This is a genomic window from Pseudogracilibacillus sp. SE30717A (genome assembly GCF_037071985.1).
Taxonomy (GTDB): domain Bacteria; phylum Bacillota; class Bacilli; order Bacillales; family Amphibacillaceae; genus Pseudogracilibacillus.
Genome location: NZ_JAXHDF010000007.1, coordinates 166,041 through 192,088, shown reverse-complemented (window position 1 = coordinate 192,088; position 26,048 = coordinate 166,041). Strand labels below are relative to the sequence as shown.

The 26,048-nt window shown below is 35.1% G+C and carries 28 protein-coding genes; 17 read left to right on the top strand and 11 right to left on the bottom strand.

Going from position 1 to position 26,048, the window contains the following annotated elements; all coding sequences use genetic code 11:
• The first annotated feature begins 4 nt into the window (after nt 1-4).
• Nucleotides 5-1,051, top strand: a complete 1,047-nt coding sequence (locus tag SPD48_RS12880) for an aldose epimerase family protein (protein ID WP_336258532.1) — start codon at nt 5-7, stop codon at nt 1,049-1,051.
• A 53-nt stretch (nt 1,052-1,104) separates the two neighbouring features.
• On the opposite strand, the gene SPD48_RS12875 is transcribed toward SPD48_RS12880, so the two are convergent.
• A complete protein-coding gene (locus SPD48_RS12875; protein WP_336258531.1) occupies nt 1,105-2,265 on the bottom strand; it encodes an ROK family transcriptional regulator in 1,161 nt (386 codons plus the stop codon).
• Nucleotides 2,266-2,791: 526 nt separating this feature from the next.
• Between SPD48_RS12875 and SPD48_RS12870 the strand changes: the two genes are divergently transcribed.
• The 3 genes from SPD48_RS12870 (at nt 2,792) to SPD48_RS12860 (ending at nt 5,301) form a co-directional block, all read left to right on the top strand.
• Nucleotides 2,792-3,721, top strand: coding sequence for a WD40/YVTN/BNR-like repeat-containing protein (locus SPD48_RS12870; protein WP_336258530.1), 930 nt, complete (start codon nt 2,792-2,794; stop codon nt 3,719-3,721).
• Nucleotides 3,708-4,568 carry a hypothetical protein gene (locus SPD48_RS12865; RefSeq protein WP_336258529.1) on the top strand — a complete coding sequence of 287 codons (861 nt, stop codon included), beginning with the start codon at nt 3,708-3,710 and terminating at the stop codon, nt 4,566-4,568. The genes SPD48_RS12870 and SPD48_RS12865 overlap by 14 nt, the downstream gene beginning before the upstream one ends.
• A gap of 283 nt (nt 4,569-4,851) precedes the next feature.
• Nucleotides 4,852-5,301, top strand: coding sequence for a GNAT family N-acetyltransferase (locus tag SPD48_RS12860; protein WP_336258528.1), 450 nt, complete (start codon nt 4,852-4,854; stop codon nt 5,299-5,301).
• Between the two features lie 443 nt (nt 5,302-5,744).
• Here the strand turns inward: SPD48_RS12860 and SPD48_RS12855 are convergent, their stop codons facing one another.
• Nucleotides 5,745-6,236, bottom strand: a complete 492-nt coding sequence (locus SPD48_RS12855) for a competence protein ComK (protein ID WP_336258527.1) — start codon at nt 6,234-6,236, stop codon at nt 5,745-5,747.
• Nucleotides 6,237-6,330: 94 nt separating this feature from the next.
• Nucleotides 6,331-6,603, bottom strand: coding sequence for a helix-turn-helix domain-containing protein (locus SPD48_RS12850; RefSeq protein WP_336258526.1), 273 nt, complete (start codon nt 6,601-6,603; stop codon nt 6,331-6,333).
• A 400-nt stretch (nt 6,604-7,003) separates the two neighbouring features.
• Between SPD48_RS12850 and SPD48_RS12845 the strand changes: the two genes are divergently transcribed.
• Nucleotides 7,004-7,510, top strand: coding sequence for a sigma-70 family RNA polymerase sigma factor (locus tag SPD48_RS12845; RefSeq protein ID WP_336258525.1), 507 nt, complete (start codon nt 7,004-7,006; stop codon nt 7,508-7,510).
• A gap of 684 nt (nt 7,511-8,194) precedes the next feature.
• Here SPD48_RS12845 and SPD48_RS19970 read toward each other — a convergent pair.
• On the bottom strand, nt 8,195-8,308 hold the full coding sequence (locus SPD48_RS19970; RefSeq protein WP_442962155.1) for a helix-turn-helix domain-containing protein: 114 nt from the start codon (nt 8,306-8,308) through the stop codon (nt 8,195-8,197).
• Nucleotides 8,309-8,328: 20 nt separating this feature from the next.
• Here SPD48_RS19970 and SPD48_RS12840 point away from each other — a divergent pair, with 20 nt between their 5' ends.
• The 12 genes from SPD48_RS12840 (at nt 8,329) to SPD48_RS12785 (ending at nt 20,486) form a co-directional block, all read left to right on the top strand.
• Nucleotides 8,329-8,526 carry a hypothetical protein gene (locus tag SPD48_RS12840; protein ID WP_336258524.1) on the top strand — a complete coding sequence of 66 codons (198 nt, stop codon included), beginning with the start codon at nt 8,329-8,331 and terminating at the stop codon, nt 8,524-8,526.
• A gap of 355 nt (nt 8,527-8,881) precedes the next feature.
• Entirely contained in the window at nt 8,882-9,562 is a 681-nt protein-coding gene (locus tag SPD48_RS12835) for a GntR family transcriptional regulator (RefSeq protein WP_336258523.1), read from the top strand.
• Between the two features lie 25 nt (nt 9,563-9,587).
• Nucleotides 9,588-10,637 carry an ureidoglycolate dehydrogenase gene (allD, locus tag SPD48_RS12830; RefSeq protein ID WP_336258522.1) on the top strand — a complete coding sequence of 350 codons (1,050 nt, stop codon included), beginning with the start codon at nt 9,588-9,590 and terminating at the stop codon, nt 10,635-10,637.
• Nucleotides 10,638-10,659: 22 nt separating this feature from the next.
• Complete coding sequence (locus SPD48_RS12825) at nt 10,660-12,078, top strand: aldehyde dehydrogenase family protein (protein ID WP_336258521.1); 1,419 nt, start codon at nt 10,660-10,662, stop codon at nt 12,076-12,078.
• Between the two features lie 16 nt (nt 12,079-12,094).
• On the top strand, nt 12,095-13,300 hold the full coding sequence (locus SPD48_RS12820; RefSeq protein WP_336258520.1) for a hydroxyacid-oxoacid transhydrogenase: 1,206 nt from the start codon (nt 12,095-12,097) through the stop codon (nt 13,298-13,300).
• 178 nt (nt 13,301-13,478) lie between these two features.
• A complete protein-coding gene (locus SPD48_RS12815; protein ID WP_336258519.1) occupies nt 13,479-14,522 on the top strand; it encodes a DctP family TRAP transporter solute-binding subunit in 1,044 nt (347 codons plus the stop codon).
• A 59-nt stretch (nt 14,523-14,581) separates the two neighbouring features.
• Nucleotides 14,582-15,076 carry a TRAP transporter small permease gene (locus SPD48_RS12810; RefSeq protein ID WP_336258518.1) on the top strand — a complete coding sequence of 165 codons (495 nt, stop codon included), beginning with the start codon at nt 14,582-14,584 and terminating at the stop codon, nt 15,074-15,076.
• A gap of 14 nt (nt 15,077-15,090) precedes the next feature.
• Complete coding sequence (locus SPD48_RS12805) at nt 15,091-16,362, top strand: TRAP transporter large permease (protein ID WP_336258517.1); 1,272 nt, start codon at nt 15,091-15,093, stop codon at nt 16,360-16,362.
• Nucleotides 16,363-16,481: 119 nt separating this feature from the next.
• A complete protein-coding gene (locus SPD48_RS12800; protein WP_336258516.1) occupies nt 16,482-17,582 on the top strand; it encodes an alanine racemase in 1,101 nt (366 codons plus the stop codon).
• 33 nt (nt 17,583-17,615) lie between these two features.
• Nucleotides 17,616-19,187 (top strand): N-acyl-D-amino-acid deacylase family protein, encoded by a 1,572-nt coding sequence (locus SPD48_RS12795; protein ID WP_336258515.1) that lies wholly within the window; start codon nt 17,616-17,618, stop codon nt 19,185-19,187.
• A gap of 104 nt (nt 19,188-19,291) precedes the next feature.
• Nucleotides 19,292-20,149, top strand: a complete 858-nt coding sequence (gene dat, locus SPD48_RS12790) for a D-amino-acid transaminase (protein ID WP_336258514.1) — start codon at nt 19,292-19,294, stop codon at nt 20,147-20,149.
• A 64-nt stretch (nt 20,150-20,213) separates the two neighbouring features.
• Complete coding sequence (locus tag SPD48_RS12785) at nt 20,214-20,486, top strand: oligopeptide/dipeptide ABC transporter ATP-binding protein (RefSeq protein WP_336258513.1); 273 nt, start codon at nt 20,214-20,216, stop codon at nt 20,484-20,486.
• 300 nt (nt 20,487-20,786) lie between these two features.
• Here the strand turns inward: SPD48_RS12785 and SPD48_RS12780 are convergent, their stop codons facing one another.
• The 7 genes from SPD48_RS12780 to SPD48_RS12750 form a co-directional block, all read right to left on the bottom strand.
• Nucleotides 20,787-20,948, bottom strand: coding sequence for a hypothetical protein (locus SPD48_RS12780; protein WP_336258512.1), 162 nt, complete (start codon nt 20,946-20,948; stop codon nt 20,787-20,789).
• 198 nt (nt 20,949-21,146) lie between these two features.
• Entirely contained in the window at nt 21,147-21,836 is a 690-nt protein-coding gene (locus SPD48_RS12775; protein WP_336258511.1) for a hypothetical protein, read from the bottom strand.
• A gap of 554 nt (nt 21,837-22,390) precedes the next feature.
• Nucleotides 22,391-22,840 (bottom strand): DinB family protein, encoded by a 450-nt coding sequence (locus tag SPD48_RS12770; protein ID WP_336258510.1) that lies wholly within the window; start codon nt 22,838-22,840, stop codon nt 22,391-22,393.
• 299 nt (nt 22,841-23,139) lie between these two features.
• Nucleotides 23,140-23,520: an ACT domain-containing protein gene (locus tag SPD48_RS12765; protein WP_336258509.1), complete on the bottom strand. Its 381-nt coding sequence runs from the start codon at nt 23,518-23,520 to the stop codon at nt 23,140-23,142.
• Nucleotides 23,521-23,774: 254 nt separating this feature from the next.
• A complete protein-coding gene (locus tag SPD48_RS12760; protein ID WP_336258508.1) occupies nt 23,775-24,530 on the bottom strand; it encodes an ABC transporter permease in 756 nt (251 codons plus the stop codon).
• Nucleotides 24,527-25,270 carry an ABC transporter permease gene (locus tag SPD48_RS12755; protein WP_336258507.1) on the bottom strand — a complete coding sequence of 248 codons (744 nt, stop codon included), beginning with the start codon at nt 25,268-25,270 and terminating at the stop codon, nt 24,527-24,529. Before SPD48_RS12755 ends, SPD48_RS12760 begins: the two co-directional genes overlap by 4 nt.
• Nucleotides 25,267-25,989 carry an ABC transporter ATP-binding protein gene (locus tag SPD48_RS12750; protein WP_442962153.1) on the bottom strand — a complete coding sequence of 241 codons (723 nt, stop codon included), beginning with the start codon at nt 25,987-25,989 and terminating at the stop codon, nt 25,267-25,269. Before SPD48_RS12750 ends, SPD48_RS12755 begins: the two co-directional genes overlap by 4 nt.
• Nucleotides 25,990-26,048: the final 59 nt, after the last annotated feature.

Below are 26,048 nucleotides of genomic sequence, written 5' to 3'. Positions count from 1 at the left end.
AACATTGATAGATTTGAAAAAAGAGAAAATAAATGATGATTGGTATGAATTTACCTTATCGAATCATTTTATGAGCATTAGCTTTTTAAATTTTGGTGGTATCATTACAAAAATTTTAGTTCCCGATAAATATGGCACCAAAGAGAACATTGTATTATGCTACCAGGACTATACTCATTATGAAACAAACCCATTGTATTTAGGGGCGATTATTGGACGAGTTGCTGGAAGAATTAAGAATGCTACCATCCAAATTCAGAACACGGAATATAAATTAGATCAAAATGAAAGTTGCCATCATTTACATGGCGGTAAAAAAGGGTTCCATAATGTTTTATGGGATTTTAACACTTTTCAAGAGGAAGACGGAATTGGTGTAACATTTACGTATACGAGTCCGGATGGAGAAAGTGGTTATCCAGGAAATGTGAACGTAAAGGTTACATATCGATTAACAATAAATAATGAATTTTTGATTGATTATGAGGCTACAACAGACAAGGAGACCGTCTTAACACTTACAAATCATTCTTATTTTAATCTAAGTGGGGATTTAAAAAATACGGTTTCGGATCATGAAGTTACAATTGATAGTAGCAGGATCCTCAAATTAGATAAAGACTTAATTCCCTTTGATATAGTAGAGGATGTTAGTGAAACAGAATTCGATTTTAGAAGAGGTAAATTATTACAAGAGGGGTTTGTATCACATAATGAACAAAACCAGTTGGTAGGATGTGGGTATGACCATTATTTTTTATTTGATCAACAAACTGCAAATCAAGTAATAGTAGCCAATAATGATAGTGGAAGAATAATGAAAATAAAAACGAATCAACCAGGAATGGTAATGTATACAGCTAATGGGATGCAAGAAGGTATCAGATTGAATGAAGTAAAATCGAAGAAATATTTAGGTGTATGTTTTGAGACACAAGCCCCTTCAGCATCATTATGGTTAAATGATTTACCTTCCATTACTTTATTACCAAATGAAACATATAAAAAACAAACGATATTTTCATTTGATATGGTAGAGAAGAAAAAATAATTTAAAATGCCCGAAATTAGAAATGTTTTTTCTGATTTCGGGCATTTTATTAATTAAATTGGCTCAAATAGTTCTATCAATACTAAGGATATTGCACCTAAAAGAGTTGCATCTTCACCGTGTGATGAAATGACTACTTTTGTCTTCATAGCATTGTCTGTTAATCCACGGTTTCGTATTTCTTCTTTTATCGGGTTAAGCAAAAACTTTTCTGATTTGGTTACTCCCCCACCTAAAACAATGAGTTCTGGATTTATAATATGTATTAAGTTCGTTAAACCAATGCCGATTATTCTTCCGGTCTCTTCTAGTATAGTAATATAATCTTGCTTCCCACTTTTAGCTAAATTATAAACTTCTTCTCCAGACTGGATTGGTTCATTTGACACTTGATTCGCTTTTTTAACTATTGCTGAACCTGTAGCAAATGTCTGTAAACATCCTTTATTCCCACAATCACAAATATCTCCATTGATATCAATGGTCATGTGACCAACTTCTCCTGCCAAGTCATTGGCGCCGTGGTATAATTTCCCATTAACTACTACCCCAGCTCCGACACCGCTTCCAATGTTCACCACTAGCATGCTTAAGGGATTGTCATGTTGTCCAAACCAAGATTCTCCTAAAGCCATCGCCCTAGCATCGTTTTCAACTTTAACTACAAGGTCAAACTCTTTTTCCAATTCTTCTTTAATTGGTATATTACTTAGCTTTAAATTTGGCGCAAATAAAGAAATTCCGTTTTCCACATCAACAACACCGTGCATAGCTATCCCAATACCAATAATTTTTTCTTGTTCGGAAATGGATTGAATAATATGGTGGATAATATCCTTTAATTTTGTGAGAAATTTTTCATTCGTTAATTCGCCGTTTAATTTACTGGACGATCGTTCTAAAACTTTTCCAGACAGATCAGTTATTAAACAGTCAATTGTGTTAGGACCAACATCTACGCCGATCACATAAAAGCGATTACTATTAACTTGTAACATGGTTGGTTTTCTGCCACCCTTTGATACACCAAGATCGCTTTCCTTAATGATTTCCTGCTCAAGTAATTCTTTAACAATATTACTTACCGTTGGGGGTGTTAATTTTGTTTCCTTTGCTATTTGTGCTCTTGAAATTGGTTGATTCGTTCGGATTTTATTTAAAATTAATGATTTATTTACTGATTTCATCATTTGAAATGTACCCCGCTGCTGCATCTCTCCGCCTCCAATACAATATTCTTTTGTTATTATAGCATAGAACAATTAACTTAATTAATTAAATTAATTTATGAGATAAAGGCCTCAGCTCAGATAGCGATTCAACTGTAATTATAATCCAAAAAAGAACAAAAAAACATTACTTGTATATTTTCGTTAGGTAACATATAAACAAGAATTTATTAAACGTCATTAAGGATAGAGATGTTTCTATTAGTGTTATTTCAAAGAGGGAACCGACAATTGCTTTTTCTGCTCCTTTTATATTTTATTTTGAACAATGATAGTTTTATAATCTTTATTTAATAAACATTGTATAAACTATATATAGTATCTTGAAATGAATTACACTACATATTACCATTAATAGCATGTTTTATTCTGTCCCACATGAATTAATAGGAACGGACCCCCTTATTGACAAGGATTAAAAAAGTAAGTATGATAGCCTATAATTGTCATATTTACATTTATAGGTAATTTTATTAAATAGTAGATTGAGAGAAGTAAAAGGAGTTATTCTATGAAACGCATTGCTGTATTTCTTGCCACTTTAATGATCTTAGCGTTAAGTATTGGCATCTATCTATATGAAAATCAGAATCCTATTTATTATCCAAAACCAACTAATCCAATTGAGACGGTTGAACCTGCTGAACAGGAACCTGAATCATTCGAGCCACTAACTGATGAAGCGATTAGTTATACGTTACAAAATGATGAGTTGAACATCACTTATAATGGCGGCGCTGACTGGATCAACGTTCCGATTGACAAGGAATTATTGTTTCATGGTGAATATCATGGGAACGGGACAGAATTGATTGAAGACAGTTATATATTAACTGAAAATATTGCTGCTTTTATTTACGGTGAAGAAACGAATCAAGAATATGTTGAAAAAGTGTTGTTAAAGTATTCGTATGATCGAGGGGAGACGTGGCAAGATGGGGTCATTGCAGAGGCTTTGTCAGGGGTGCGTTTCAGAAAGGTCGATTTCTTAAATGAATCGTTCGGATATGTCGTACTGTCAGGCGGCCGGACAATGTCACAGGAATTTTCGATTGTTTATCTGACGCATGACGGTGGGGCGACGTGGGAGGCAACCGCTGAACCTCCGACAACTCGGCTAATCGCCTTTGGAAGTTTTATCGATGAACAGACAGGGTTTTTATCGTATGGAACGATTAATCCTGAAATACCAGATGTGTTTGTGACGCAAGATGGAGGAAAAAGCTGGAAGCAAGCACAGTTTAACATGCCTCCGGAATATGTGCGGGTTTTTGTCCAAGCGGAAGATCCAGAAAAACACGAAGACTATTTAACTGTTCTTCTTAATCAAGGTCCTAATGGTGATTATGAAGGCGGAAAAGTGAAAGGTGAGTTTAGGTCAGAAGATAACGGATTAACATGGGAGTTTTTTAGGGAGGTGCAACCTGATGAACAGGGATAAAATACTCCTTATTCTAAAATGGCTGCTGTTTTTATTTGCAATTGGTCTTTTCTTTGTTCAAATGGGTTATTTGCTTCTTCAAGATCGATTGCAGATGGAGTATGTGGATAACCGTTTATTTTATATCCTAAATATTTTAATAGTAGTCTGTTTATATGTCGCAATTATTATGTTATTTTCGTTCAAACGAAACTTCCATATTATTGGAGCAAGTCTTGTTAGTCTGTTTATCATTTTGAACGTTTTCTTGTTAACTGAAAGCAATAAAGAAATTAAAAATATTGTCAGCATCTCGCCGAATTTAACCCATGTTTTTTCGATTAAAGAGGATCAACAACTGGACGAGGCATTGTATTATAGGTCTTATTACCGAATTGTTTCCCGTCCCAAAGAGAGATTGCCATCTCCGATTACCGGTGATTATGATGTTCGGTGGCTTACTAATGATGTGGCAGTTTTTACGTATGAGACAACCGGAGACAAGAAGCAGGCATTTATCGGAACTTACGGAGATCGAAATGAGGGTGTTGCTTACTATTATGTCGGTGCAGAAATTCAAGGGGTTTGGGAAAATGAGGATGTAAGTGTCGTCAGTAGCCCAGACGAAATTCAAGTAATAGAAAACGGCAACACTACCGTCTATGACTGGGATCAAATCCATCAGTTTGGAACGCTTGCTATCGTTTTAGAAAAAGAGCAGGAAGCTGATTGGGTAATTGCATTAGGTAAGGATTTTAAATTGCGTTCAGTAGAGACGGGAAATTCACCGGCCGGGAGCATTATTTTATATAAGGTTGGTATTGAGAATAAAGAAGTAGATACATTAAATTATAAATCACTCCAATAACATTTTTTGATAATTTATCATATAGCTATGAGAATTAAAAAGATTAGTGAAGATAAAATAGTATTAAAAGGTTTGAGTTCTATTGAAGGTCGCTCATGTGTCTTGGAACGGATTGGGAATGAAGAATAAGGTTTAAAGGGTAAAGGAGTTTTGCCGTAGATACCCTTTGAAATAGTAGTTATACAAGAAAAACAAGCGATTGTTTCTATCAATAAATTTCAACGTAGTTCAGGACACGAAATTTTTAACTTTTTATGGATCATGATGAAGGAGGTTTAACTAGATGGAGGTAAGTATCTTAAAAAAATGTGATTTCGAGGAAATGAAGAAACTATTTCTAGATGTATTTTCGAATGAACCTTGGTTTGATAAATGGAATAATGAAAAACAGTTAAATTTATATATGAAAGATTTGACTGAAAATAATAACTCGCTCTCATTAGCTCTCTATGATGAAAAAGGTGAGCTCATTGGTTGCTCATTAGGTTATATTTTTAACTGGTGGGAAGGGCGGGAATATTTCATCAAGGAATTTTTTATTTCAAGAAAAAAGCAAAATCAAGGAGCAGGCAGTACTTTTCTTACTCTAGCAAATAATATATTGAAGACTAAAGAGATTAAGCATATAACATTAGCTACTGAAAAGACTGTCCCAGCTTATCATTTTTATCAAAAAAATGGATTTTCAGTTTTGCAAGACTCGGCGTACCTAGTAAAAAAAGTCACTGAATGATTACCGAAGTGAAGAGGGATGGCGTTTATCTTTGGGGTCGGGAATTAGATTATTAAAGGGTGGCGATCACCAATCTTTTTATTTTTTCTTCGACCAAAAGTGAAACTTGCTGCAGAAGAAAAAACGTGGCAATTGTCAACAGTAAATGTCTGACTGGAGTGATAGCGAAAGGAATTTAAGGAGTTAACAATTTCGCTATACCCGAACCCTCTTGGCTGATGATGAAACGAGAGTAACATTATCTGAAAATGAAAAACTATTAAAGTTTAACTTTTAATGGAGAAAGTGGAACTAAATTTTTCTGTATAGTAAGTAGTGAGAGGCGCTGAGTGAACATGTGTTGCAAGAGAATGGAGAGAGTTGGAATAACAGCATCATAGTAGTAAAAATGCCATTAACGATCAAATTTCGTTAATGGCATTTTTTATCTGTGTTTATGTAAATTAGAATATTTTCCTTAATTTTTCTTCCTCATTCCGCCCCCTTCTCATCCTATATATGCACTCAAAGGTTCGCTGCATTTGTTTATCTAAAATATGATGAGAAATGTTAACACAAAGTTCGATACCGTTAGAAAAAGTGATAATTGTCTTGGTTGGATGTTGGGTACATTCTTTAATTTTAGCGATATGTTGGTACGCAAACCATTTATTGTAGATGCTTGTGGGTGAATGTGTAGGAAAGAAATAGCTTTCCGTTTTCATGTTGACTAGAATTGGCACTTTTCGCTTGAAGTTTGTATGATAAATAGCTGCTTTGCGCCTGCCGTTGTATGTAGTCCAGTCATCAAAGCAAGCTTTCTTTATAAGTTCGAGCGCAGTTTTACGAACCTTTATTTTACGTTCTTTTTCGATAACGATGGTGTCAAAGTCGATTTCTTGAGCAGGTAACAATGCAATGGTGTTTTCATTGATACGATACTTTTTTAAAATCATTTACTCTTCCTCCTATTTTGGTAAGGTATACGTATCTGGAGGCAAGATAGCGAGAGATCGCTATCTTGTTTTGTTATGAAGGGACTTTCGTAGATTAATTGTTTTGTTCATACTTGATAAGAACGTCATTTAGTTCTCTTAAGTAATCTTCTGCACTTACTTGTAGCTTAAGTTGGATTAGTGACAACATTAGACCTTTTGGTACTTGCTCACCCCTTTCCATTCTGCCTAAGTGTTCAGTAGAACAGCCAATAAGTTCTGCTGCTTGTTCTTGGGTCAAGTCCCACTTAATTCTGCTTTTCCGAATTTGTTTGCCAATAATATTACCAAGCATTGCATTCAAAAATTCTTCTTTTCGTTCATCCATGTATACCCCACCTTTTAACTTAATTATTGCAATATTTAAATTAATATAAAATAACCTTGAGGTCCCTTCTATGTAATTTTATGCAATTTTATAGTTATATTTAACTATTTTTACAAAAGATACCGTCTTGAAATGGGTAATTAGAATTATTCAAAGTGGAATAAAATGATTTTTAAAAATAGAAGCATTTAATAGGTTGTTGGTATATTTAATAAAAAGGCCTTTATTTCCCATACTCTTTGAAGTCCAATAAGTTTCTATACTAAAAACATATCTTTTCTCTAGAGTAACAGGTAGGTTGCAACGAGTTATGTGTAGATAGTGAATGTGCAAGACTATCAAGACCCTCTTATGATGATGTTACTGGCTCGAGCGGTAATACATTATCGGGGGATTAGGAATGAAACAAGATTTTGACGCTTTTTTTAAAGCAAATGAGCGACGAGTTCATTATCAAATACATCGATTAGGAATTACTGGAGAATGGTATGAGGAATTTTATACGGAGGGTATCGTCGCACTTTGGCAGGCGTATAAGGAATTTGATGAAGAGAAAGGGAAGATCGGAACGTTCTTGAATTACCGTATTCGGTTTAGGTTAATTGATTTGGTTCGGAAAAAATCTCGTGAACAGGAGGTTTTAGAAGATTTAAAAAAAGAAAAATCCATTCAATTATCTGATGGAAATAGACATAAGGGTTCTGGTATGCCACTAGTAAAAGTAAGTGGAATCGTATTAGAAGATCATGCGTTTTGGGAAGAAATTCGCAGTAAGTTAAGTAACAATCAGTGGAAGTGGGTTAAGTATTTTATTATCGCAGAGTTGACAATAAAGGAGATTATGGAACTGGAGAGTGTGACAGCTGACGCTGTAAAGGGATGGGGGCAAGCAGTGAGAATAAGCTGAGACGACGGTTGGAGGAGATGATGTAAGAATGTGCTAGGATAAAAAGGCAAGGGTAATACCCCTCTATGGCAATTAAATTTTATCATAGAGGGAATTGTCATTTTGTAATAGATGGCTTGTTAAAGGAATTGTAAGGGCTAGGAATTGATATCGTACAACTCTCCTTATGTGCAATTAAAGCTAATTTGAAATTTGCTAGTACAATTGGATGTTGATATCAAACTAAATCATTAAAAAAATCATACTTTTCGATGATCTCCCTATAGGTTCCTCTATCCTTAATTGGCAACGTTTCTAACGTATAACAACGTTGATGGAGAATAGTATTTGTTTCATCGAGAAACACTTGATCCCTATTCAAAAAATACCTTTGACATCTTGGACATCTGATTCGATCGAAATCATTTTTAGTCAGTTGAATTTTCCCCTTTTAATCAAAATTAATCTAAATCTATAATAATGTTTAAACTCCTTCTGCATAAAACTACATATATTGCAGAGGGAGTTTTAATACGAGAATTACTATAATTTTATATAATATTTTCTAATCTTTCAACAGTTTATGGAACTCATTTAGTTTAATTCTTGCTTCAGGCTTTAGATTTTTTAAAGTATCAAAAGGTTAAAGCAAGTCTTCAGACATATTCCGGAAAACTTTGGAAAAAAGAGTAAATAAATTGGATTCTAAAGCTTGTAGAATTTTTTTTCTAGCATGTTAATATCCGGCATTGCCCGACCGTTTTCAAATCTACTAATATATGATTGAGAAACATTAACTCTCCCACCATGATGGTTAATGTACCGTTCTCCGCGCCTGGTTGCCCTCCAGTAAACGTTCCTACCGACTTGATGGGGATGCGGATTTTCTATATGAAGAAGGTTATCTTGAAATTCCTGAGAAGCCAGGTCTTGGAATAGAAATTGATGAAGAGTTTGTTAAGGAAAAAGCGAAAGAAGGCCATTCGTGGATAAATCTAGTATTGCGTCATGAAGATGGATCAATAGCGGAATGGTAGTAATAATTGATAAAAATATTAAGATAGTAAAATGATTGAAAAAAATTGTTAAATCTCTACAAGCTGTATATTCAACAGCTTGTAGTTTTTTATTAGTGATAATATTTATAGGGTCTTGATTTGGAACTAAATAGTGCTATTATATATTTTTTGATAAATTAATATATTTAAAATGACAAAATAATATACGATTTATAACGGTGAATGCTAATAATTATATAAAAAATAATTAAAAACCACCTTTTTATTGATTTTTTAGCAAAAATCTATTGACAACCACTATACTCATTGATATTATTTACAGAAATAATATATTATTTAAAATTTTTTATATATTATTTGAAGGAGGGTGAATATGGAGGAGCAAGGTCGTGGGATGGTGGCAGACACTGTATATGATCTACTTAAGGAAATGATTTTCGATTGGAGATTAACACCTGGACAAAAGATTAATATTAGCAATTTGTCAAAGGAAATGAACATTAGCTCCATTCCTTTGAGGGAAGCGTTGTCTAGGCTTCATTCAACGAAGTTAGTAATTTTTGAGCCGAACAAAGGATATCGAGTAAGTGAAATTTTAGACGATAACGAGATGCTTCAACTTTTAGAAGCGCGGATTTTGATAGAAAAACATGCAGTGGTTAATATAATCCGTAATAAATTAACCCATATTACCGAGGAACTTATTGAGATAACTAAAGAAATGACGGGGTTAGACGTAAGTAAATCATATAAAGAGGTATTAAAATTTGTACATTTGGATCAACAATTTCATTCAGCATTATTAAAAGAAGCAAATAATACTTTTTTGCTCGAAGCATATGAAGGTATGTATAGTCATTTTCATATAGCAAGATTTTATCGTGTACGAGGTGGTGTTGATCAAACAGAGGCTACGGAAGAACATATGGAAATAGTAGAAGCCATTAAAACTCGGGATATATATCGTGCCGAGATGGCTGTAAAGAATCATATTAAAGATGCAAAAAATCGCTTATTAGAGAAAAAAAGAGATAATATTTACTCGTTTTCTTAAGAAATGGAATTGGAGAGTGTTTACGTTGAAAGTGACTAATGAGAAATTAAAACAATTAATAAAAGTAAAACTAAATAATGCGGGGCTTAGTGCAGAACATGCTAGTGATGTTGCCGAAGTTTTAGTTTTTGCGGATGCAAGAGGAATACACTCTCATGGAGCTATAAGAGTTGAATATTATGCAGAGAGAATTGCTAAAGGTGGAATAAATGTCAATCCAGAGTTTTTATATGAAAAATCATCCGAAAGTACAGGTGTGTTTTATGGAAACAATGGTTCAGGACATGTAGCTGCAAAGAGATCTATGGAAATAGCTTGTGAAACTGCTAAGGAAACAGGTGTTGCTGTTATAGGGGTAAAAGGAATATCACATAGTGGTGCACTTTCTTACTATGTTCAGCAAGCAGCGAAAGAAGATTTATTAGCTATATCAGTTTGTCAAGCAGATCCAATGGCAGTACCTTATGGAGGTGCAGAACCTTATTATGGCACCAATCCAATCGCATTTGCAGCCCCAGGTAAAGATGGGAAAATGATTATCTTCGATATGGCCACAACGGAAAAAGCTTGGGGGAAGATATTGGAGGCACGTGCTAAAAATGAGGCAATACCTGGAACTTGGGCAGTTGATAAAGATGGTAGACCAACAACAGACCCCTTTAATGTAAGCGGTTTATTATCTGTATCAGGTTCGAAAGGATACGGGCTAGCAATGATGGTAGATATTTTATCAGGAATTCTATTAGGATTACCATTTGGAAATCGTGTTTCTGCCTTGTATGGTAATCTATCTGAGGGAAGAAACTTAGGTCAATTACATATTGTTATCAACCCCTCATTCTTTACGGATTTAGAAGATTTTAAAGATCGAATTACTCAAACGATGAACGATTTAAATAGTATCAAACCCGCGCCCGGTTTTGAACAAGTGTTTTATCCTGGTCAAAGAAGTTCGCAAAAAGAGGAAATAAGTATGGTAGATGGTATTGAAATTGATGATGGAGTATATGACTATTTAATCTCTGATATTATTCACACTAATAAGTACAGTAAACAAGACCCTTTTGGCAATTAAAAAGAAAGTGGAGGAATTTTAAATGGAAGAGTATGGTCACTTTATTAATGGAGAATGGATTAAAAGTGAAGCAACAATAACTGTTTTCGATAAATATACGGGTGCCGAACTTGGACGAGTTGGTAGAGCATCAAGGCGAATAGTTTCTCAAGCAATTGAAAGCGCTTCAACGACCTTTTATACAAAAAAATTATCTACAACAGAGCGCTACAATATCTTGATGCGGACTGCCGAAATTATAAAAGAACGAAAGAGTGAGTTATCAAATATATTAATTGCTGAAGTCGGTAAAGTAAAAAAAGATGCTGATGCAGAAGTAGATCGTGCGGTTCAAACATTTATAGCTTCAGCCGAAGAGGCTAAACGAATTGCTGGTACAGGAATACCTTTGGGACAACCAGGAAATGAAAATAAAATGGCGTTTACAGTCCGTGTACCAGTAGGTGTAGTGGTTGCAATAACTCCATTTAATTTTCCATTGAATTTAACGGCACATAAGCTGGGTCCTGCACTTGCGGCTGGGAATGCAGTTGTATTGAAACCAACACAACAAACGCCGATCATTGCTTGTAAATTAACAGAAATATTAACGGAAGCAGGATTACCCGCAGGCTGGTTGAACTTAGTTAATGGAAAAGGAAGTGAGACAGGGGAATATTTATTGGAAGATGAAAGAATATCTCTCTTTACCTTTACAGGTAGTCCACAGATTGGTAGACAAATTAAGAGTAAAACTGGTATTCGTAAGGTTGCTTTAGAACTTGGAAATAATTCACCTAACATTATATATAAAGATGCACCAGATCTAGATAAAGCGGTAGAACTCTGTATAACTCGAGGTTTTTCAAATGCTGGTCAAGCATGTATAGCTGTACAAAGAATATATGTTCACCAAGAGGTATATGATACATTTTTAGAAAAGGCTGTACAAGTGACGGAATCATTAAAAGTAGGGAATCCAGAATCTGAGACTACTGATATTGGCCCAATGATTTCAATATCTGAAGCGGAACGCGCTGAAACTTGGATTCGAGATGCTGAAAAAAATGGTGCTAAGATTATTACTGGTGGAAGAAGAGACGAAGCAATTCTAGAACCTACTATTCTAGTAGATGTAAAAGAAGACATGAAAGTAGTATGTGAAGAAATTTTTGCACCCGTTATTAGCATTATTCCTTTTGATGATATTGAAGAAGCCTTTAATCTAGCAAATAATTCGAATATGGGTTTACAGGTCGGAATATTTACTTCTGACATAAATTTGGCTATGCAAGCGACTCAAAAACTACATTTTGGTGGAGTCATAATAAATGACGTATCTACATTTAGAGCTGATGTAATGCCTTATGGTGGTGTAAAAGATAGTGGGATTGGTAAAGAAGGACCACACTTTGCATTAAAAGAAATGACCGATGAAAAGTTAGTTGTAATTAATTTATAAAAAGGATGTCGAAAACATGAGAAGCACATGGGAATTTATTACTCCACAAAGAATTGTATTTGGGAATGGATCCTTAAATAAACTTGATTCTATTTTGCAAGATCTCGATGCAAAAAATGTATTGTTAGTTACTGATGAAGGGATTAAAAAGGCTGGTATTGCAGGACAAGTTGAACAAATGTTATTAGATAGGGGCTATAAATTAGTAATTTATGATGAAGTTGAACCAGAGCCTTCTACTAAATCTATTTTACAAGGTTATGAATATGTCAAGGGACAAATGGACACTGATGCAGTGATAGCTCTAGGCGGAGGAAGTAGTATAGATACCGCCAAAATAATTTCTTTATTAATTGCTCATGGTGGCCATCCGCTAGATTATTACGGGGGGGAAAATAAAGTACCAGGTCCAATTTCTCCGTTAATTGCTATCCCGACAACTGCCGGTACAGGGTCTGAAGTGACTTCTGTAGCAGTAATTACAGATGAGAATAATGATTTAAAGGTTGGTATTTCGGATAATCAATTGAGAGCTACTGTGGCGTTAATAGATCCAGAATTGACACTTGGCCTGCCTCCTTATATTACAGCTTGTTCAGGTATAGACGCACTAGCTCATGCTATAGAAGCTTATACAGCAAAATCTTTTAAGTATATTGAAGCTGGTGAAAAAATTGTATTTCAAGGATCTTTTCCATTGGGGGATACTTTTGCTTTTCAAGCTATTGAATTAATCGCTAATAATTTAAGACTTGCAGTTCAACAGGGGAATAACTTAGATGCTCGCTCCAATATGTTACTCGGGAGTCTTTTAGCCGGGTTAGCTTTTTCGAACGCAGGTACAGCAGCTGCACACGCTTTAGCATATCCTATTGGGGCATTAACATCTTCCCCTCATGGTGAAGTTACTGGATTATTGTTACCTTATGTTATGCAGTACAATACATCTGTTGAAATCGAAAAAATGGTTAAAATCGCAAGTGCATTTGGTGTAAATGTGAACAATTTGACAACAAAAGAGGCAGCGAATGCTGCACATAAATCTGTATTAGAACTTATTGATGATATTGGATTACCTACCCGGCTGTCATCTATTGGAATTAAGGAAAGCGATATTTCTGTAATAGCTCAAAAAGGGTTAGAGATTGACCGACTTATTCGCAATAATCCTAGGGATCCAAAACTTGAGGATTTTAAAAGTCTATTGGCAAAAGCGCTTTAAATAAATTAAGAAATACAGTAAAGCAATTCACGACTTTATGCGGTATATTCTAAGCTCTTTAATATAATAAATAATTTGCTTAGCCCTTTATAAGGGGGGATGATATTGAACCAAAATATATAATATTAATTGTTTCCTGTTAACCAAGTGATCTAAAAAATGAGGGGGAGTTTGTAATATGAATAGGTTTAAAATTTTCACTATTTTAACAGTTATCGGAATATTGTTACTAATTATGGGGTGTTCAAATGATAAAACAACCAGCAGCACGCCTGATCAAGCTGAATCTAGTAGTAAAGACGGAAAGATTTTATTGAAGGTAGTACATGATGTGACTGAAGATCATATAAAAGGTGTTGGTGCTGATCTTTTTAAAGAGCTTGTTGAGGAACGTTTAGGAGATAAGGTAGAAGTTGAAGTATATCCAAACTCCACATTGTTCGATGTTGAAGAGGGCACAGAAGCATTACAAGCAGGTAACGTCCATGTGGTAATTAGCGCTAGTTCTAAATTGGTAGGATTTGATCCTGCCTATCAATTATATGATGTTCCATTCCTATTTAACACGATTGAGAGTTTTTATAATTTTGATAATGGTGAGGACGGTCAGAACCTTAGAGGAAAAATTGAAAATTTTGATTTAAAAATCTTGGGAACTTGGGCAGGGTCCTTTAAGCAAATAACAAATTCTAAACATCCTATTACCAAACCTGAAGACATGAAAGGATTAAAGCTTAGAGTTATGGCAGGTGGATTATTAGAAGACCAATACACCCAATTAGGGGCGGGTGCAACAGTTATTCCGTTCAGTGATCTTTACATGTCTTTACAGCAAGGGATGATTGATGGACAAGAAAATTCATTTTTAGAAATTGCAACAGCCAAGATTTTCGAAGTACAAGATTATATGACTATAACAAATCATGCACCTACAACCTATCCAATTCTAACGAATAAAAATTTCTGGGAGAACGAACTACCTGAAGATGTCCGAAATGAGCTAGAAGCAATTTTAGAGGAAGTTAATGAAGGGGTAGCTGCAAAAGCAAAAGAAGTAGAACAAGAAGCTTTAGATACCATTAAAAATGATGGTGATATGGAAATTTATGAACTTTCTGATGATGAGCTAGCAGCCTTTAGGGATGCAATGCAACCACTTTATGAAAAATACAGTGAAGTTATTGGAGAAGATCTAATAAATAAAGCGCTCGAAAGTCAATAAAACAAACAATCTATTCCCTCTTCACGTGTTGAGGAGGGGAGTTGATTGGAGGGGAACTTATGATGAAAAAAATAGTTAACATTATTGAAGCTATCGAGGATTGGTTATCAGGATTATTAATTATAAGTGGACTGGGCATTCTGATTTTACAAGTAGTATTTCGGTATATATTGGAAATCCCCACGACTTGGCAAGATGAAATTGCTCGTTACTTTATAATTTGGGGAGTATTAATTGGAGCCTCAGTTGCCTTACGCGACAACACTCATATACGAGTTGAAATTTTCTATCAACTTTTTACTGAAAATAAGCAAAAATGGATTAATTTATTTGCCAATATTGTTGCACTTTCATTTTTTATTTTTTTAGTAATCTATGGTTTCCAAATCGTTGAGCAAAAATGGATGACTGGACAAAGATCTTCTAGTAATTTCCCGCTTTGGCTAGCCTATTCTATTTTACCTCTTTCGGGAGTCATTCTTTCATTACGTACCCTAATAAAAATATACAACTATAAAGAAGACGGTAAAAAGGAACAAGAAACTTTGATATAAGGGGTGATTAAACAATGGTCTGGTTACTAATGGGAATTTTCATTTTATTTCTTTTATTACGTGTGCCAATAGCATTTTCTTTGGCCATGTCATCTCTAATTGTATTAGCTTTACAAGGTTTTAATTTAGTTACAGTAATTGAATCGGTATTTTCAGGAATGAATAATTCATCTTTAATAGCCATCCCTGGCTTTGTATTGACAGGGGTAATTATGATAAAAGGTGGTATTTCAAGGTATTTATTAAATTTTTTAAAAGCTTGGATTGGGCATCTTACGGGAGGTATTGCAGTAGTAACCATTGTCGCTTGTATGATTTTTGCAGCAATCTCTGGTTCAAGTGTTGCGACAGTTGCGGCCATTGGTGCAATTATGATCCCAGCTTTAGTTGAATCTGGATATGATAAAAATTATGCGATGGGTTTGGTGGCAACTGCAGGTACATTGGGAATTCTTATTCCACCAAGTATTTCGTTCATTATTTTTGGAACCGTTACGAATACGTCTGTAGGTGACTTATTTATAGCCGGGGTATTACCAGGTCTGTTTTTTGGATTTACTCTAATTGTCACTGCTGTTGTTTACGCTCGTAGAAAAGGCTATGGAAAACTGCCATCTACCCCATGGAATGAGAGGTTCAAAGAAGGGTATAAAGCAATTTGGGGTTTGCTTCTACCAGTACTCATTTTTTATTTGATTTATGGAGGAATTGCAACTCCAACAGAATCATCGGTTATAGCGAGTTTGTATGCTTTACTTATTTCCGTTTTTGTTTACAGGGAAATTAAATGGAAAGATATACGTTCCATTTTAAGAGAAACAGTGCAAACAACTTCTATGGTATATATGATTGTTGTGGCTGCTTCCATATTCGGTATGTTTTTAACAATAAATCAGGTGCCACAAGATGTAGCGATGTGGATTTCTGACTCCGATGCAAATTTCTGGACATTTATGCTTACAGTGAATTTATTTTTGTTTATATTGGGGGCTTTTTTGGAAGGAGTATCCATTATTTTAATAACCGTTCCAATTTTGTTACCGATTTTAAACTTAATGGGAATAAATCTATATTACTTTGCAGTAGTTCTAGTCGTGAACCTAGAATTAGCGATGATCACTCCGCCGGTCGGCTTAAATTTATTTGTAACTAGTGGAATTGCCAAAGAACCGCTAGAAAGGGTAATCAAGTCTGTAATCCCATTTATTTTTATTATGCTATTTGTTTTGGCAGTAGTAATTGTATGGCAAGATCTATCACTTTATCTTATCCCGCATCGCCAGTAATAGAAGAGTGGAATATCATGGTGAAAAATTAAAATTGTGGATAGGAAACGATCATTATTTTGCAAGCGCATGAATTTTAGCTAGGTAAAACCGTTTTTATGTGAGGGGAAGTGGAAGTTATGGTACATTTTAAAAATGAAGAGATTTTAAATGATACCCCGGTTGTTGTTCTTGATTTTGATATTTTGGAACAGAATATTGAATGGTTAAATAATTTAGCTGAGAAATCGAATATTAAGCTACGTCCACATGTAAAGACACATAAAAGTACATATATCGCCGATTTGCAAATAAAAGCCGGAGCAACTGGGATAACAACGGCTACTCTGGGAGAAGCAGAAGTCATGGTAAATTCCGGCATCAGGGATATTTTGATTGCCTACCCCATAATTGGTGAAAAAAAATTGAAGAGATTTGGTAAACTCCTTAAACATGCCGATTTAACAGTGGCATTGGATGATATTATAGTTGCAAAAGGTTTGAGTGAGGTAGGAAAAGCAAACAGTAAAACAATCGATATTTATATAGATATTGATACAGGAAATGAGCGAATGGGAAGGTCACCTCAAGAAAGTATAAACGAAATTTTAGAGATAGCGGCTTTGCCTTTTATAAATATAAAAGGACTAACAAGTCATCCAGGTCACGCTTATGCCGAAAGTGATGTGGAAAAATTAAAGCGAATTGCTATCGATGATGCTACGGAATTATATAAAACGAAGATGTTATTGGAAAAGGAAAATTTGCATATTCCTGAAATTAGTGTTGGAGCGACTGCTATTGCTAGATTTACTGGTGAAATTCCTTATGTCACTGAAGTAAGAGCAGGCATGTATGTGTTTAATGATAGAAATGTGATGGCAACAGGTGGTGCGACAGAAGATGATTGTGCTGTTACTATTTATTCAACTGTTGTGTCTCGTCCGAGTAAAGACCGTTTGATCATTGATGCGGGCAGTAAAACATTGGCACATGATCCTAATATTGAAGGTGGTTTTGGAAGAATTAAAAATCAAGAGAATTTAGTTATCAAACGCTTATCCGAAGAACACGCAATCGTAGAAATACAGGGAAAGTGTGATCTACGCGTTGGTGATATTGTCGAAATTATCCCCAATCATATTTGTCCGGTAATTAATTTAACGGATGAGGTATATGGCTTTAGAGGGGGAGTTTTCGAAAAAACAGTCACCATTGATGCGAGAGGGAAAAATAAATAATACACTAATAATTTGATTATGGAGGTCTTTCAGATGTATGACATTATAATTAGAGACGGTAAATTATTCGATGGGAGCGGAAATCCTTGGACAAAACTAGATATTGGTATTAAAGATGGAAAAATTAAAAAAATAGCAAAACTTCATAATGAATCGGCACATACAGAAATTAATGCGGAAGGTATGGCAGTTGTCCCGGGATTTATAGATACACATGTACATTCAGACCTTCTATGTACAAAACCAGAAATCCATAAAATCAAAGTATTACAAGGAGTAACTACCGAATTGTTTGGACAAGATGGAATATCCGTTGCACCGGTATCAGAAGAGACAAAACCTTTATGGAAAAAACAGTTGGAAGGGCTAGATGGGAAGATAGATTCATGGGATTGGAACACAATCGATGAATATTTAGATTTCCTACAAAATCAGAGCTTGTTGGGAAATGTAACCTATTTAGTACCTCATGGGGCTGTTAGAACACTTGTTATGGGATTTGAGGGTCGTGAAAGTACAAAAGCCGAGATGCAAGAAATGCGTAAGTTGGTTGAGGAAGGGATGAGAGAAGGAGCTTATGGTGTTTCATCTGGTCTTATTTATCCGCCAAACTTGTATTCAAATAAAGAGGAGCTTATTGAAATATGTAAAGGTGCAGCTAAATACAATGGTTGTTTTGTAGTTCATGTTCGAAATGAAAGCACAAAAATCCTCGAGGCATTAGATGAAGTTATAGATGTTGCTAGGCAATCAGGTGTAAGGTTGCATGTTTCGCATTTTAAAGTCATGGGGATTAAGAATCGAAAAAAATATCATGAAGCCTTAGAAAAAATGGAAAAGGCTCGTAAAGAAGGCATCGAAGTCACATTGGATCAGTACCCTTATACGGCGGGATCAACTGTTTTTCATTCTATTTTGCCACCATGGACACATGCAGGTGGGCCGGAAAAAATGCTTGAACGTTTAAAAAACTCAGAGCTGCGTGAAAAAATCAAAGAGGACTTTGATAAAAACGAGGATTATGAAAATCATGTTTTGAATTGTGGCTGGGATGGACTCGTTATAGCAAGCACAGAGAATAATAGAGAAGTAGAAGGTAAAAGTGTAGCAGAAATTGCTCAAATGTGGAATACTACCCCGGAAGAAGCTGCATTGGATCTGCTTATTCAAGAAGAGGGAAATGTAACAATGACACTTCATTGGGGGTTAGAGGAAGATATAGTAAAACCTATGAAAAGTGAAATGCATATTGTAGGTTCGGATGGAATTTTCGGTGGAAAACCCCACCCAAGGCTTTATGGAACTTTTCCACGTATTTTAGGTCGCTACGTACGTGAACAAAGTGTTATCAGTTTATCAAAGGCTATACAGAGTATGACTAGTAATCCTGCTCAGTTGCTTAGATTAAATGATAGAGGATTTTTAAAGGAAAATTATTGTGCTGATATTGTTGTTTTTGATCCCGACACAGTGATTGACAAAGCTACTTTTGAAGATCCTTTACGAGAACCAGAAGGAATCCATCATGTTATTGTTAATGGAAAAGTGACGGTCCAAGATGGTGAATTAACAGGTGGATTTGGTGGTCAGGTACTCAGATATTAAGACCGGCTTTCAATTTGCATTTTCACTCTTTAATTATAATAAAAGACAAAAAGGAAGAAGAAAAGTTTTTAAAAAGCATTGCTGAAGAAAGGGGTTTCGCAATAGTGGAAAAAGTAATCATTAATGATCAAATAGTGAATCGAATTGATGCAAAGGTCGACATGAATGATCGTGGCTATCACTTTGGAGATGGAATATATGAAGTAATAAGAGTTTTTAATGGTGTATTGTTCGCGGCAGAAGAGCATCTTGAGCGCCTCTTTAAGAGCGCAAAAAAGGTGAATATAGATATTCCGTATAGTAAAGATAAAATTATCAATCTAGTAAACACTTTAGTAGAGCTCAATGATGTAGAAACAGGAATAGTATATTTCCAAATAACTAGGGGAAGCGCAATACGAACTCATGAATTTCCTACTAGCAAAACTGAACCTGTTTTTACTGCGTTTACAGCAAATGTAGAGGTACCTGAAAAGGAACTTGAAAAAGGAGTAGAAGTTATTACAACAGAGGATGTACGTTGGCTTAGATGTGAAATTAAGAGTTTAAATTTATTACCTAATGTATTAGCAAAACAGGAAGCGGCAGAAAAGAATTGTTATGAGGCTATTTTTCATCGTGATGAAATCGTAACCGAGGCGAGTTCTTCCAATGTATTTATCGTAAAGAACGGAGTAGTGATAACCCACCCTGTTACTAGCCAAATTTTAAACGGAATTACAAGGCAAGTTGTGTTGAATTTATGTGAAGAAAACAGCATTCGATTCACTAAAAAAAAGTATTCGGTCCTTGATTTAATGACAGCAGATGAAGTATTTATTACAAGCACTACAGCAGATGTCATGCCTGTTATAAAAATTGATAACACAGTGATAGGGACAGGTGCACCAGGTTCAGTTACACGAAACCTCCAGTCGTTATTTAGAGAAAAGGCTAATAAAGATACAAAATTAGTAGTATAGTAAGCATATGATTTTCGTTATCAGATTTTTTACTATTGGATTAGGACAGACATAAAAGTGACATTTGTTATGTTTAGTAGCGACAGAAAAGATTTATGAACGAGCAGCTCATCCTTATAAACATGCACTACTTTCAGCCATTCCCATACCTGATCCAGAAGTACAAAAGAAGCGTCAAAGAATAGTGTTAAAAGGTGACGTGCCAAGCCCAGTTCACCTTCCGAGTGGCTGTCGTTTCCACACCCGTTGTCCACTGGTAACAAATCAATGTAAAGTAGAGGAATCAGTCTTTGAAGAAAAGGATCTGGGGCACTGGGTCGCATATCATTATGGGTGAGGGATTTAATTACTTAAATTACTAATTTATTGGAAGTTCCCTTTAAGTAAGCGCGTTTTCTTGAAGGGAGCTTTTATATTTGTGCTTAAAGAGCTTTTATCACTTTTGATAGTTTTTCAAATGTTTTAAACTATTGAGAATAATATTTTTCGCATCTAAGAGTTCCCTAGAACGATTTCAACGGCTAGAAATACTAAGTAACAGAGTTATCATTATGCTTCAACGTGAATACAATAGTTCTACAAAAAAGGTGGCTAATCCTTCTTTGATTAACGCACCCGTTAGTTGAATAAAAAGATCTTAAAGTTTGTTATGGTCATTTTGTTGTACTTGCTGTTCTTTTAATTTCTTTCTAAGTATCTCAATCTTTTTTATTTTTTTAAAAGTTAACAAAGAGATTAGAGAAACTACCACATATTGAAGAAAATATATTTCTTCGTTTTTTTGTATAATCTTCTCCATTGAAACCCTCCTCTTTATTTATTATTTTTATGATAAAAGACACCCTTAATTATCTAATATTCGAAGATCACATGGTCGTGAAATAATTTCAATTAAGTTATTTTTTCTAATTCCTGCCCAACTGATATTTTTCTAACTCTCGAGGTCTAAATATAAGTACGAATTTCAGAAACTTCCTTCATAAATAATTTTACTTTTTTATAACCTTATATCCATATTCTCTATTAATTTTCCTAAGTTCCTATGTATTAATTCGGATTCATGTGACTCTTTGAACATAACCAAAATCTTCTCGTGATTTTCTATCTCACTTTCCAAACATGATAGCAGTTTTTTACTAGATAAGAGCTTTTTAAGTTTCTCTTTAGAGATGTTTATAGATAAAAAGACTCCTTTTTCAAATCTATATCTACTAATGAACTGATCTATTTTCTTGATGTCATCTAACATTTCATTATCATTTAGATTGGGGTTAGCTTTAACTTCTATAATTAAGTTTTGATTAGATACTGTGTGCGGTTCGTGAATGAGAAAGTCAGGAATATACCTTCCTTCCAGTTTAGATATCCCCATTAAATCTTCAACTTCATCACTTATTTGTTTCTTTTGAAGCTCTGCTTGTAAAATCACTTTCTTTTCTAAATCCCCTTGCTCTTTTTGAAGAACTCTTCGTAACTGATGGTATAGCTCATAACAGAAGACTCGTTCATAATGTTTACTTAGATGTGGAATGATTGTTTCTTCTAATTGATTCTTTGTAGGATTAAGGTCAGCTCCATTGATCATTGATTGAATCCATTTTTCATTTCCGTAATATTCGTTTCTAACTTGTCCTATAGCTCTTCGCAAAAACTTTATATAATCACTAGTTTTCAGTTCTCTTCCCATAAACTAATCCCTCTCCTCTCAGCTTTCTCTTATAGTACCAAACTCTTATAAATAACTTCATTCTTATTACATAAACCTGCCCCTATACTTCAATAAGAAGGGTACAATCTCCTTCTTGAAGAAATGCACCCATTAATTCAAGAAATATTATTTTGAAATATAAACAAAATTTCCCCAAAAAATATATGGCATTGTAGATCTTTTCTTTATTAACCCATTTAATTTTCTTGGTATCTATATGAATTTTTCTGTCAAATCAGCTTCCATCCAAGTAATTCCATCAATTTCTTCGGGAAAAGAGATGCTTATCTCCCTCTAGCTATTTCTCCATATTCTACTGCACCACCAGGAAGTCTTTAGTAAGATGAGTTTTGTTCCCTGTTTTTTACACTCTTTCTTGTTGAATTTGTTAAATAGGTAGAGATCGTCGAAGAGGAAAACTTCTGATAAAGGGGGCGTAATGTTTGAAAAGAGTAGATGTTGCGTATGTACTTTTGTTTGATGAAAATATCCTTCTTTGATAAGCACACTATATAATTAAAACAAATAGTAATCTAATTATTTAATTTACCATTTATTTGTTGCAAATGGTGAATATCATGTTTTAAAAAGATTTTTATAAAACTTTCACCTGAGAACTGTCGTTTTCCTTTTCCAATTGTAAATCTAACATCTTCTTCTATTTCTGAAATACTATCAATAAGTTCCTTTCGTGTTTCTATGAAAGCATCTATAATAGATTCTACTGTTTTGTCTCTTAAATATAAAATTGCTTCCTTATTATGCTGATCATGGTTTGAAAACTGTGGCAAGTTTACTCCGTTAGCCATTATTGGAACCATTTTTTCAAGATTATACTTATCCCAATAATATAAATGTCCTACAATTTCTCGAATTGACCATTTTCCTTTACTAATTGGTTCATTTAACTTAGATTCTTGTACATCTTTTAATTTCTTAATGGCATCAATTGTTTCTTCAAATTCCATTAGTATTTTCTTCATATTGCTTCCTCTACCCCAAAAAATAAGTATATTATGTATTTAAAATTATACACTAATAAACGAAAAGGGCGAACGCTCATTCTCTTATATTTATTTATTTATTTATTTTCATGCTGTTATTCAGCTAACCTGAGTGGTTTAATAACCTCTCCTAATTCTAACATAAACCCCATTAGATTCTGAATATTTAAAAAACTCATTTTACAACTTAGTGGTAAAGATGTTAATAATAATACTTTTGGGAGTGAGCAGTTATGTTATTGTCGGATGCTGCAAAGAGGTATGTCAATAAAATTTTTTTATGTAAAAGTGTGACCTTCACTTTCTAACACGACTTTTGCCTTTTCAATTGAATGGCTTTTAATAAGCAGGTAGTCCGTATTAAAGGTTGAAATAGCAAAGATACTTATTTTACTTTCAGCTAATGGATTCGCTAATGAAGATAATATTCCAGTTAAGTTAAAGTCTAAAACTCCCTCTACTTTTATACAGTTCCAATCATTTTCAACATCCTTAAATACATTATTCATCGGTAAACACTCGGAAGGGCATACGATAGACAGCTCCTCATCTGTTCGTGTAATAGAAAATATATTAGAGTTTAACGCCCACAATGGTATTGTTTCAGTTGGTAGAAATTTCACAACGGAAAAAGTTGAATCTAAGATTTTCAATTTCATATTTTCAGCACTCCTTTTTAGATGTTCCTATACTATTTTTCTGTCAAACTCTTCTCCCACAATACTAACATAATATTCCAAAAATGGTATTAGAAGTTTGTCCAAAAGAAAAAGGCGACCCTACTGTGATCACCTTCTTTAATGATGGAGTCGTTGGTAAATGGCATTAAGAAATCTAATGAAATGAAGGAATAATTGTTTCTCCATCTCTACAAATACATTTCCTTATTTTGTCTAAATGATGAAACCTAAACTTAGGCATCTCGTTTACGGTAAAATACAATAGCTACTGTAATAAAGATAAGTGTCCATAACATTGAAATACCTGTCCCTTGCATTGATGTAAGGACATTTATTTCAGCAGAGGAAGCAGGCATATACATATAAGATCCTGCCGTATCCGGAAAAAAATTTTTAATACGTGGCAGATAATCTCTCGACAATGGACTGACAATGAAATAATAACCAAGCAATACGACTAAAGCAGGAGTAGTTCTTCTGAGTAGTGCACCTATAGCTGCACTGAGAAGTGTGGTTAATGTTAGATAGCCTGTTGCACCTACCAGTGTTTTTATCATTGTGCCTATTTTAATCGCTTCTGCTGTGTCTCTCATCATAAAAGCATAAAGTACACCTGATGCCACAATAATAAAAGCGACGGGAATGGTCATTATTGCTAACGATAAATGTTTTGTGGATAATTGAAAACCACGCCAAGGTATCGTAGTTAAAGTAGTCCGGATCTGTCCACCCGTATATTCTGAACAAGTAGCTAAGATACCAAGAATAATGAACCCCGCTTGCAGATATCCCATAGAAGCAAGTCCTGTATTCAGTACACTTTCCGTTCCTGCTGTCTCTTGAAGAGCAGAATGAGTAAAAGCAGCGACTAAAATTAAGTTAAGAACGAATGTAGCAATAAGCGTACGCCATATCAATGGTAATGTAACCAATTTATCCAGTTCCGCGCCAAAGATTGATGTTATCTTTCTACTAGACGAGACAATCATGATGCAACGTCCCTCCTATGGAATACAATACCTGCAACAATTAAAAGGACAGCTACCCAAGCAAACATAATTAGACTGCCTGTAAATGGAGTATGGAATCCGTCGCTTATAAACATATCCGAGCCAGCTAGATCTGGTAAGTAAAACGCTAACTTTGTAACCTTCGTCAGCAGGTAAGAGACTGTTACAACAGATGAATTTATAATGAGCACAGCAAGCGGGATAATGCCATTCTTTGTTAGAATCGTAATCCCAAATGCCAAAAGAGCAGTAAATGTCCAGTAACAAACTACGCCGATAAGTTTCGATGTTTCAAATACAGGGGCGTATTCGCCAAGAATAAGATTTGTTACGGACACAGTTGTTAGAATAGCAACAATGGAAAGTAGTATGCTGATCACTGTCACAGCACCTGCTTTTGCCAATAAAAAATGGAGACGAGAGGAAACAGCGGTTAAACTCGTTGTAATCTGATTCCCTCCACCAGATTCACTGCTCTCTGTCAAATACTCACTGCTGACAGCCAGTACGCCAAGAATAATGATACCTTGCACACCAAGCGCTAATCCTATAAAGCCAACTTCCGATAGCCGCGTGCTAACTCCCGCAATAATATCCTTTTTTTCTGCCATGCTGTCCAAGGCAGCGATAGCCGGTGGGGCAAATGTACCAATAAGAAAGGCAAGCCAAATTCCCGGCAGGGAGAACAATTTAGATAATTCCGCGTTGAATGCTCTCATACAGCAGCACCTGCATTTTTAGATGTCAGGGCAAAAAATGCTTCCTCTAGCGTGGAATGGTTATCGATTACTTCTTCCAATGTTCCATCTGCAACGATTTTTCCACGATTAATAATCACCACATCATCAACAGTCTCTGTGAGTTCTCCCATTAGATGACTGGATAGTAACACCGTTTTTCCAGACGCAGCACGTTCACGTAAAAATGTCCGAATCCAACGGATTCCTTCTGGGTCGAGCCCATTTACGGGTTCATCCAAAACCAATATTTTTGGATCACCAAGTAGGGCAGCTGCCATTCCAAGTCTTCTCCCCATACCAAGGGAATAAGTTCCGACACGTTTCCCAGCTGCATTCGTAAGCCCAACTAATTCGAGAACTTCCTCGACACGTGAGCGAGACAATCCTGCGGCACGCGCAATCCAACGCAAATGCGCCCGTCCTGTTCGCATACGATGCGCTCCGAATCCATCGAGTGCAGCACCTACTGTTGCTAAAGGATTCTGTAATTCTGCGAATGGCACGCCATCAATGAGTGCACTTCCTGAGGTAGCGCGATCTAATCCAAGTAGGATGCGAAGTGTAGAACTTTTACCTGCCCCATTTGGACCTAAAAACCCAGTTACTCTACCTGGTCGAGCCTTAAAACTGACACCTGATAAGATTTCTTGATTTCCGCGATGTTTGACTAAGTTATGAATAGAAAGCAACCATAACACATCCTTTCTGTTATGGTTCTCATTATAAAGAAGCAAAGTTACATCTCGGTGATCATGTC

Bases quoted from the DNA above. Each gene is read 5' to 3' on its own strand.
- SPD48_RS12800 (WP_336258516.1), top strand. From the start codon at position 16,482: ATGGTACATTTTAAAAATGAAGAGATTTTAAATGATACCCCGGTTGTT.
- SPD48_RS12860 (WP_336258528.1), top strand. From the start codon at position 4,852: ATGGAGGTAAGTATCTTAAAAAAATGTGATTTCGAGGAAATGAAGAAA.
- SPD48_RS12850 (WP_336258526.1), bottom strand. From the start codon at position 6,603: ATGGATGAACGAAAAGAAGAATTTTTGAATGCAATGCTTGGTAATATT.
- SPD48_RS12825 (WP_336258521.1), top strand. From the start codon at position 10,660: ATGGAAGAGTATGGTCACTTTATTAATGGAGAATGGATTAAAAGTGAA.
- SPD48_RS12755 (WP_336258507.1), bottom strand. From the start codon at position 25,270: ATGAGAGCATTCAACGCGGAATTATCTAAATTGTTCTCCCTGCCGGGA.
- SPD48_RS12875 (WP_336258531.1), bottom strand. From the start codon at position 2,265: ATGCAGCAGCGGGGTACATTTCAAATGATGAAATCAGTAAATAAATCA.
- SPD48_RS12795 (WP_336258515.1), top strand. From the start codon at position 17,616: ATGTATGACATTATAATTAGAGACGGTAAATTATTCGATGGGAGCGGA.
- SPD48_RS12775 (WP_336258511.1), bottom strand. From the start codon at position 21,836: ATGGGAAGAGAACTGAAAACTAGTGATTATATAAAGTTTTTGCGAAGA.
- SPD48_RS12835 (WP_336258523.1), top strand. From the start codon at position 8,882: ATGGAGGAGCAAGGTCGTGGGATGGTGGCAGACACTGTATATGATCTA.
- SPD48_RS12810 (WP_336258518.1), top strand. From the start codon at position 14,582: ATGATGAAAAAAATAGTTAACATTATTGAAGCTATCGAGGATTGGTTA.
- SPD48_RS12855 (WP_336258527.1), bottom strand. From the start codon at position 6,236: ATGATTTTAAAAAAGTATCGTATCAATGAAAACACCATTGCATTGTTA.
- SPD48_RS12815 (WP_336258519.1), top strand. From the start codon at position 13,479: ATGAATAGGTTTAAAATTTTCACTATTTTAACAGTTATCGGAATATTG.
- SPD48_RS12765 (WP_336258509.1), bottom strand. From the start codon at position 23,520: ATGAAATTGAAAATCTTAGATTCAACTTTTTCCGTTGTGAAATTTCTA.
- SPD48_RS12770 (WP_336258510.1), bottom strand. From the start codon at position 22,840: ATGAAGAAAATACTAATGGAATTTGAAGAAACAATTGATGCCATTAAG.
- SPD48_RS12870 (WP_336258530.1), top strand. From the start codon at position 2,792: ATGAAACGCATTGCTGTATTTCTTGCCACTTTAATGATCTTAGCGTTA.
- SPD48_RS12805 (WP_336258517.1), top strand. From the start codon at position 15,091: ATGGTCTGGTTACTAATGGGAATTTTCATTTTATTTCTTTTATTACGT.
- SPD48_RS12845 (WP_336258525.1), top strand. From the start codon at position 7,004: ATGAAACAAGATTTTGACGCTTTTTTTAAAGCAAATGAGCGACGAGTT.
- SPD48_RS12780 (WP_336258512.1), bottom strand. From the start codon at position 20,948: ATGGAGAAGATTATACAAAAAAACGAAGAAATATATTTTCTTCAATAT.
- SPD48_RS12820 (WP_336258520.1), top strand. From the start codon at position 12,095: ATGAGAAGCACATGGGAATTTATTACTCCACAAAGAATTGTATTTGGG.
- SPD48_RS12865 (WP_336258529.1), top strand. From the start codon at position 3,708: ATGAACAGGGATAAAATACTCCTTATTCTAAAATGGCTGCTGTTTTTA.
- SPD48_RS12760 (WP_336258508.1), bottom strand. From the start codon at position 24,530: ATGATTGTCTCGTCTAGTAGAAAGATAACATCAATCTTTGGCGCGGAA.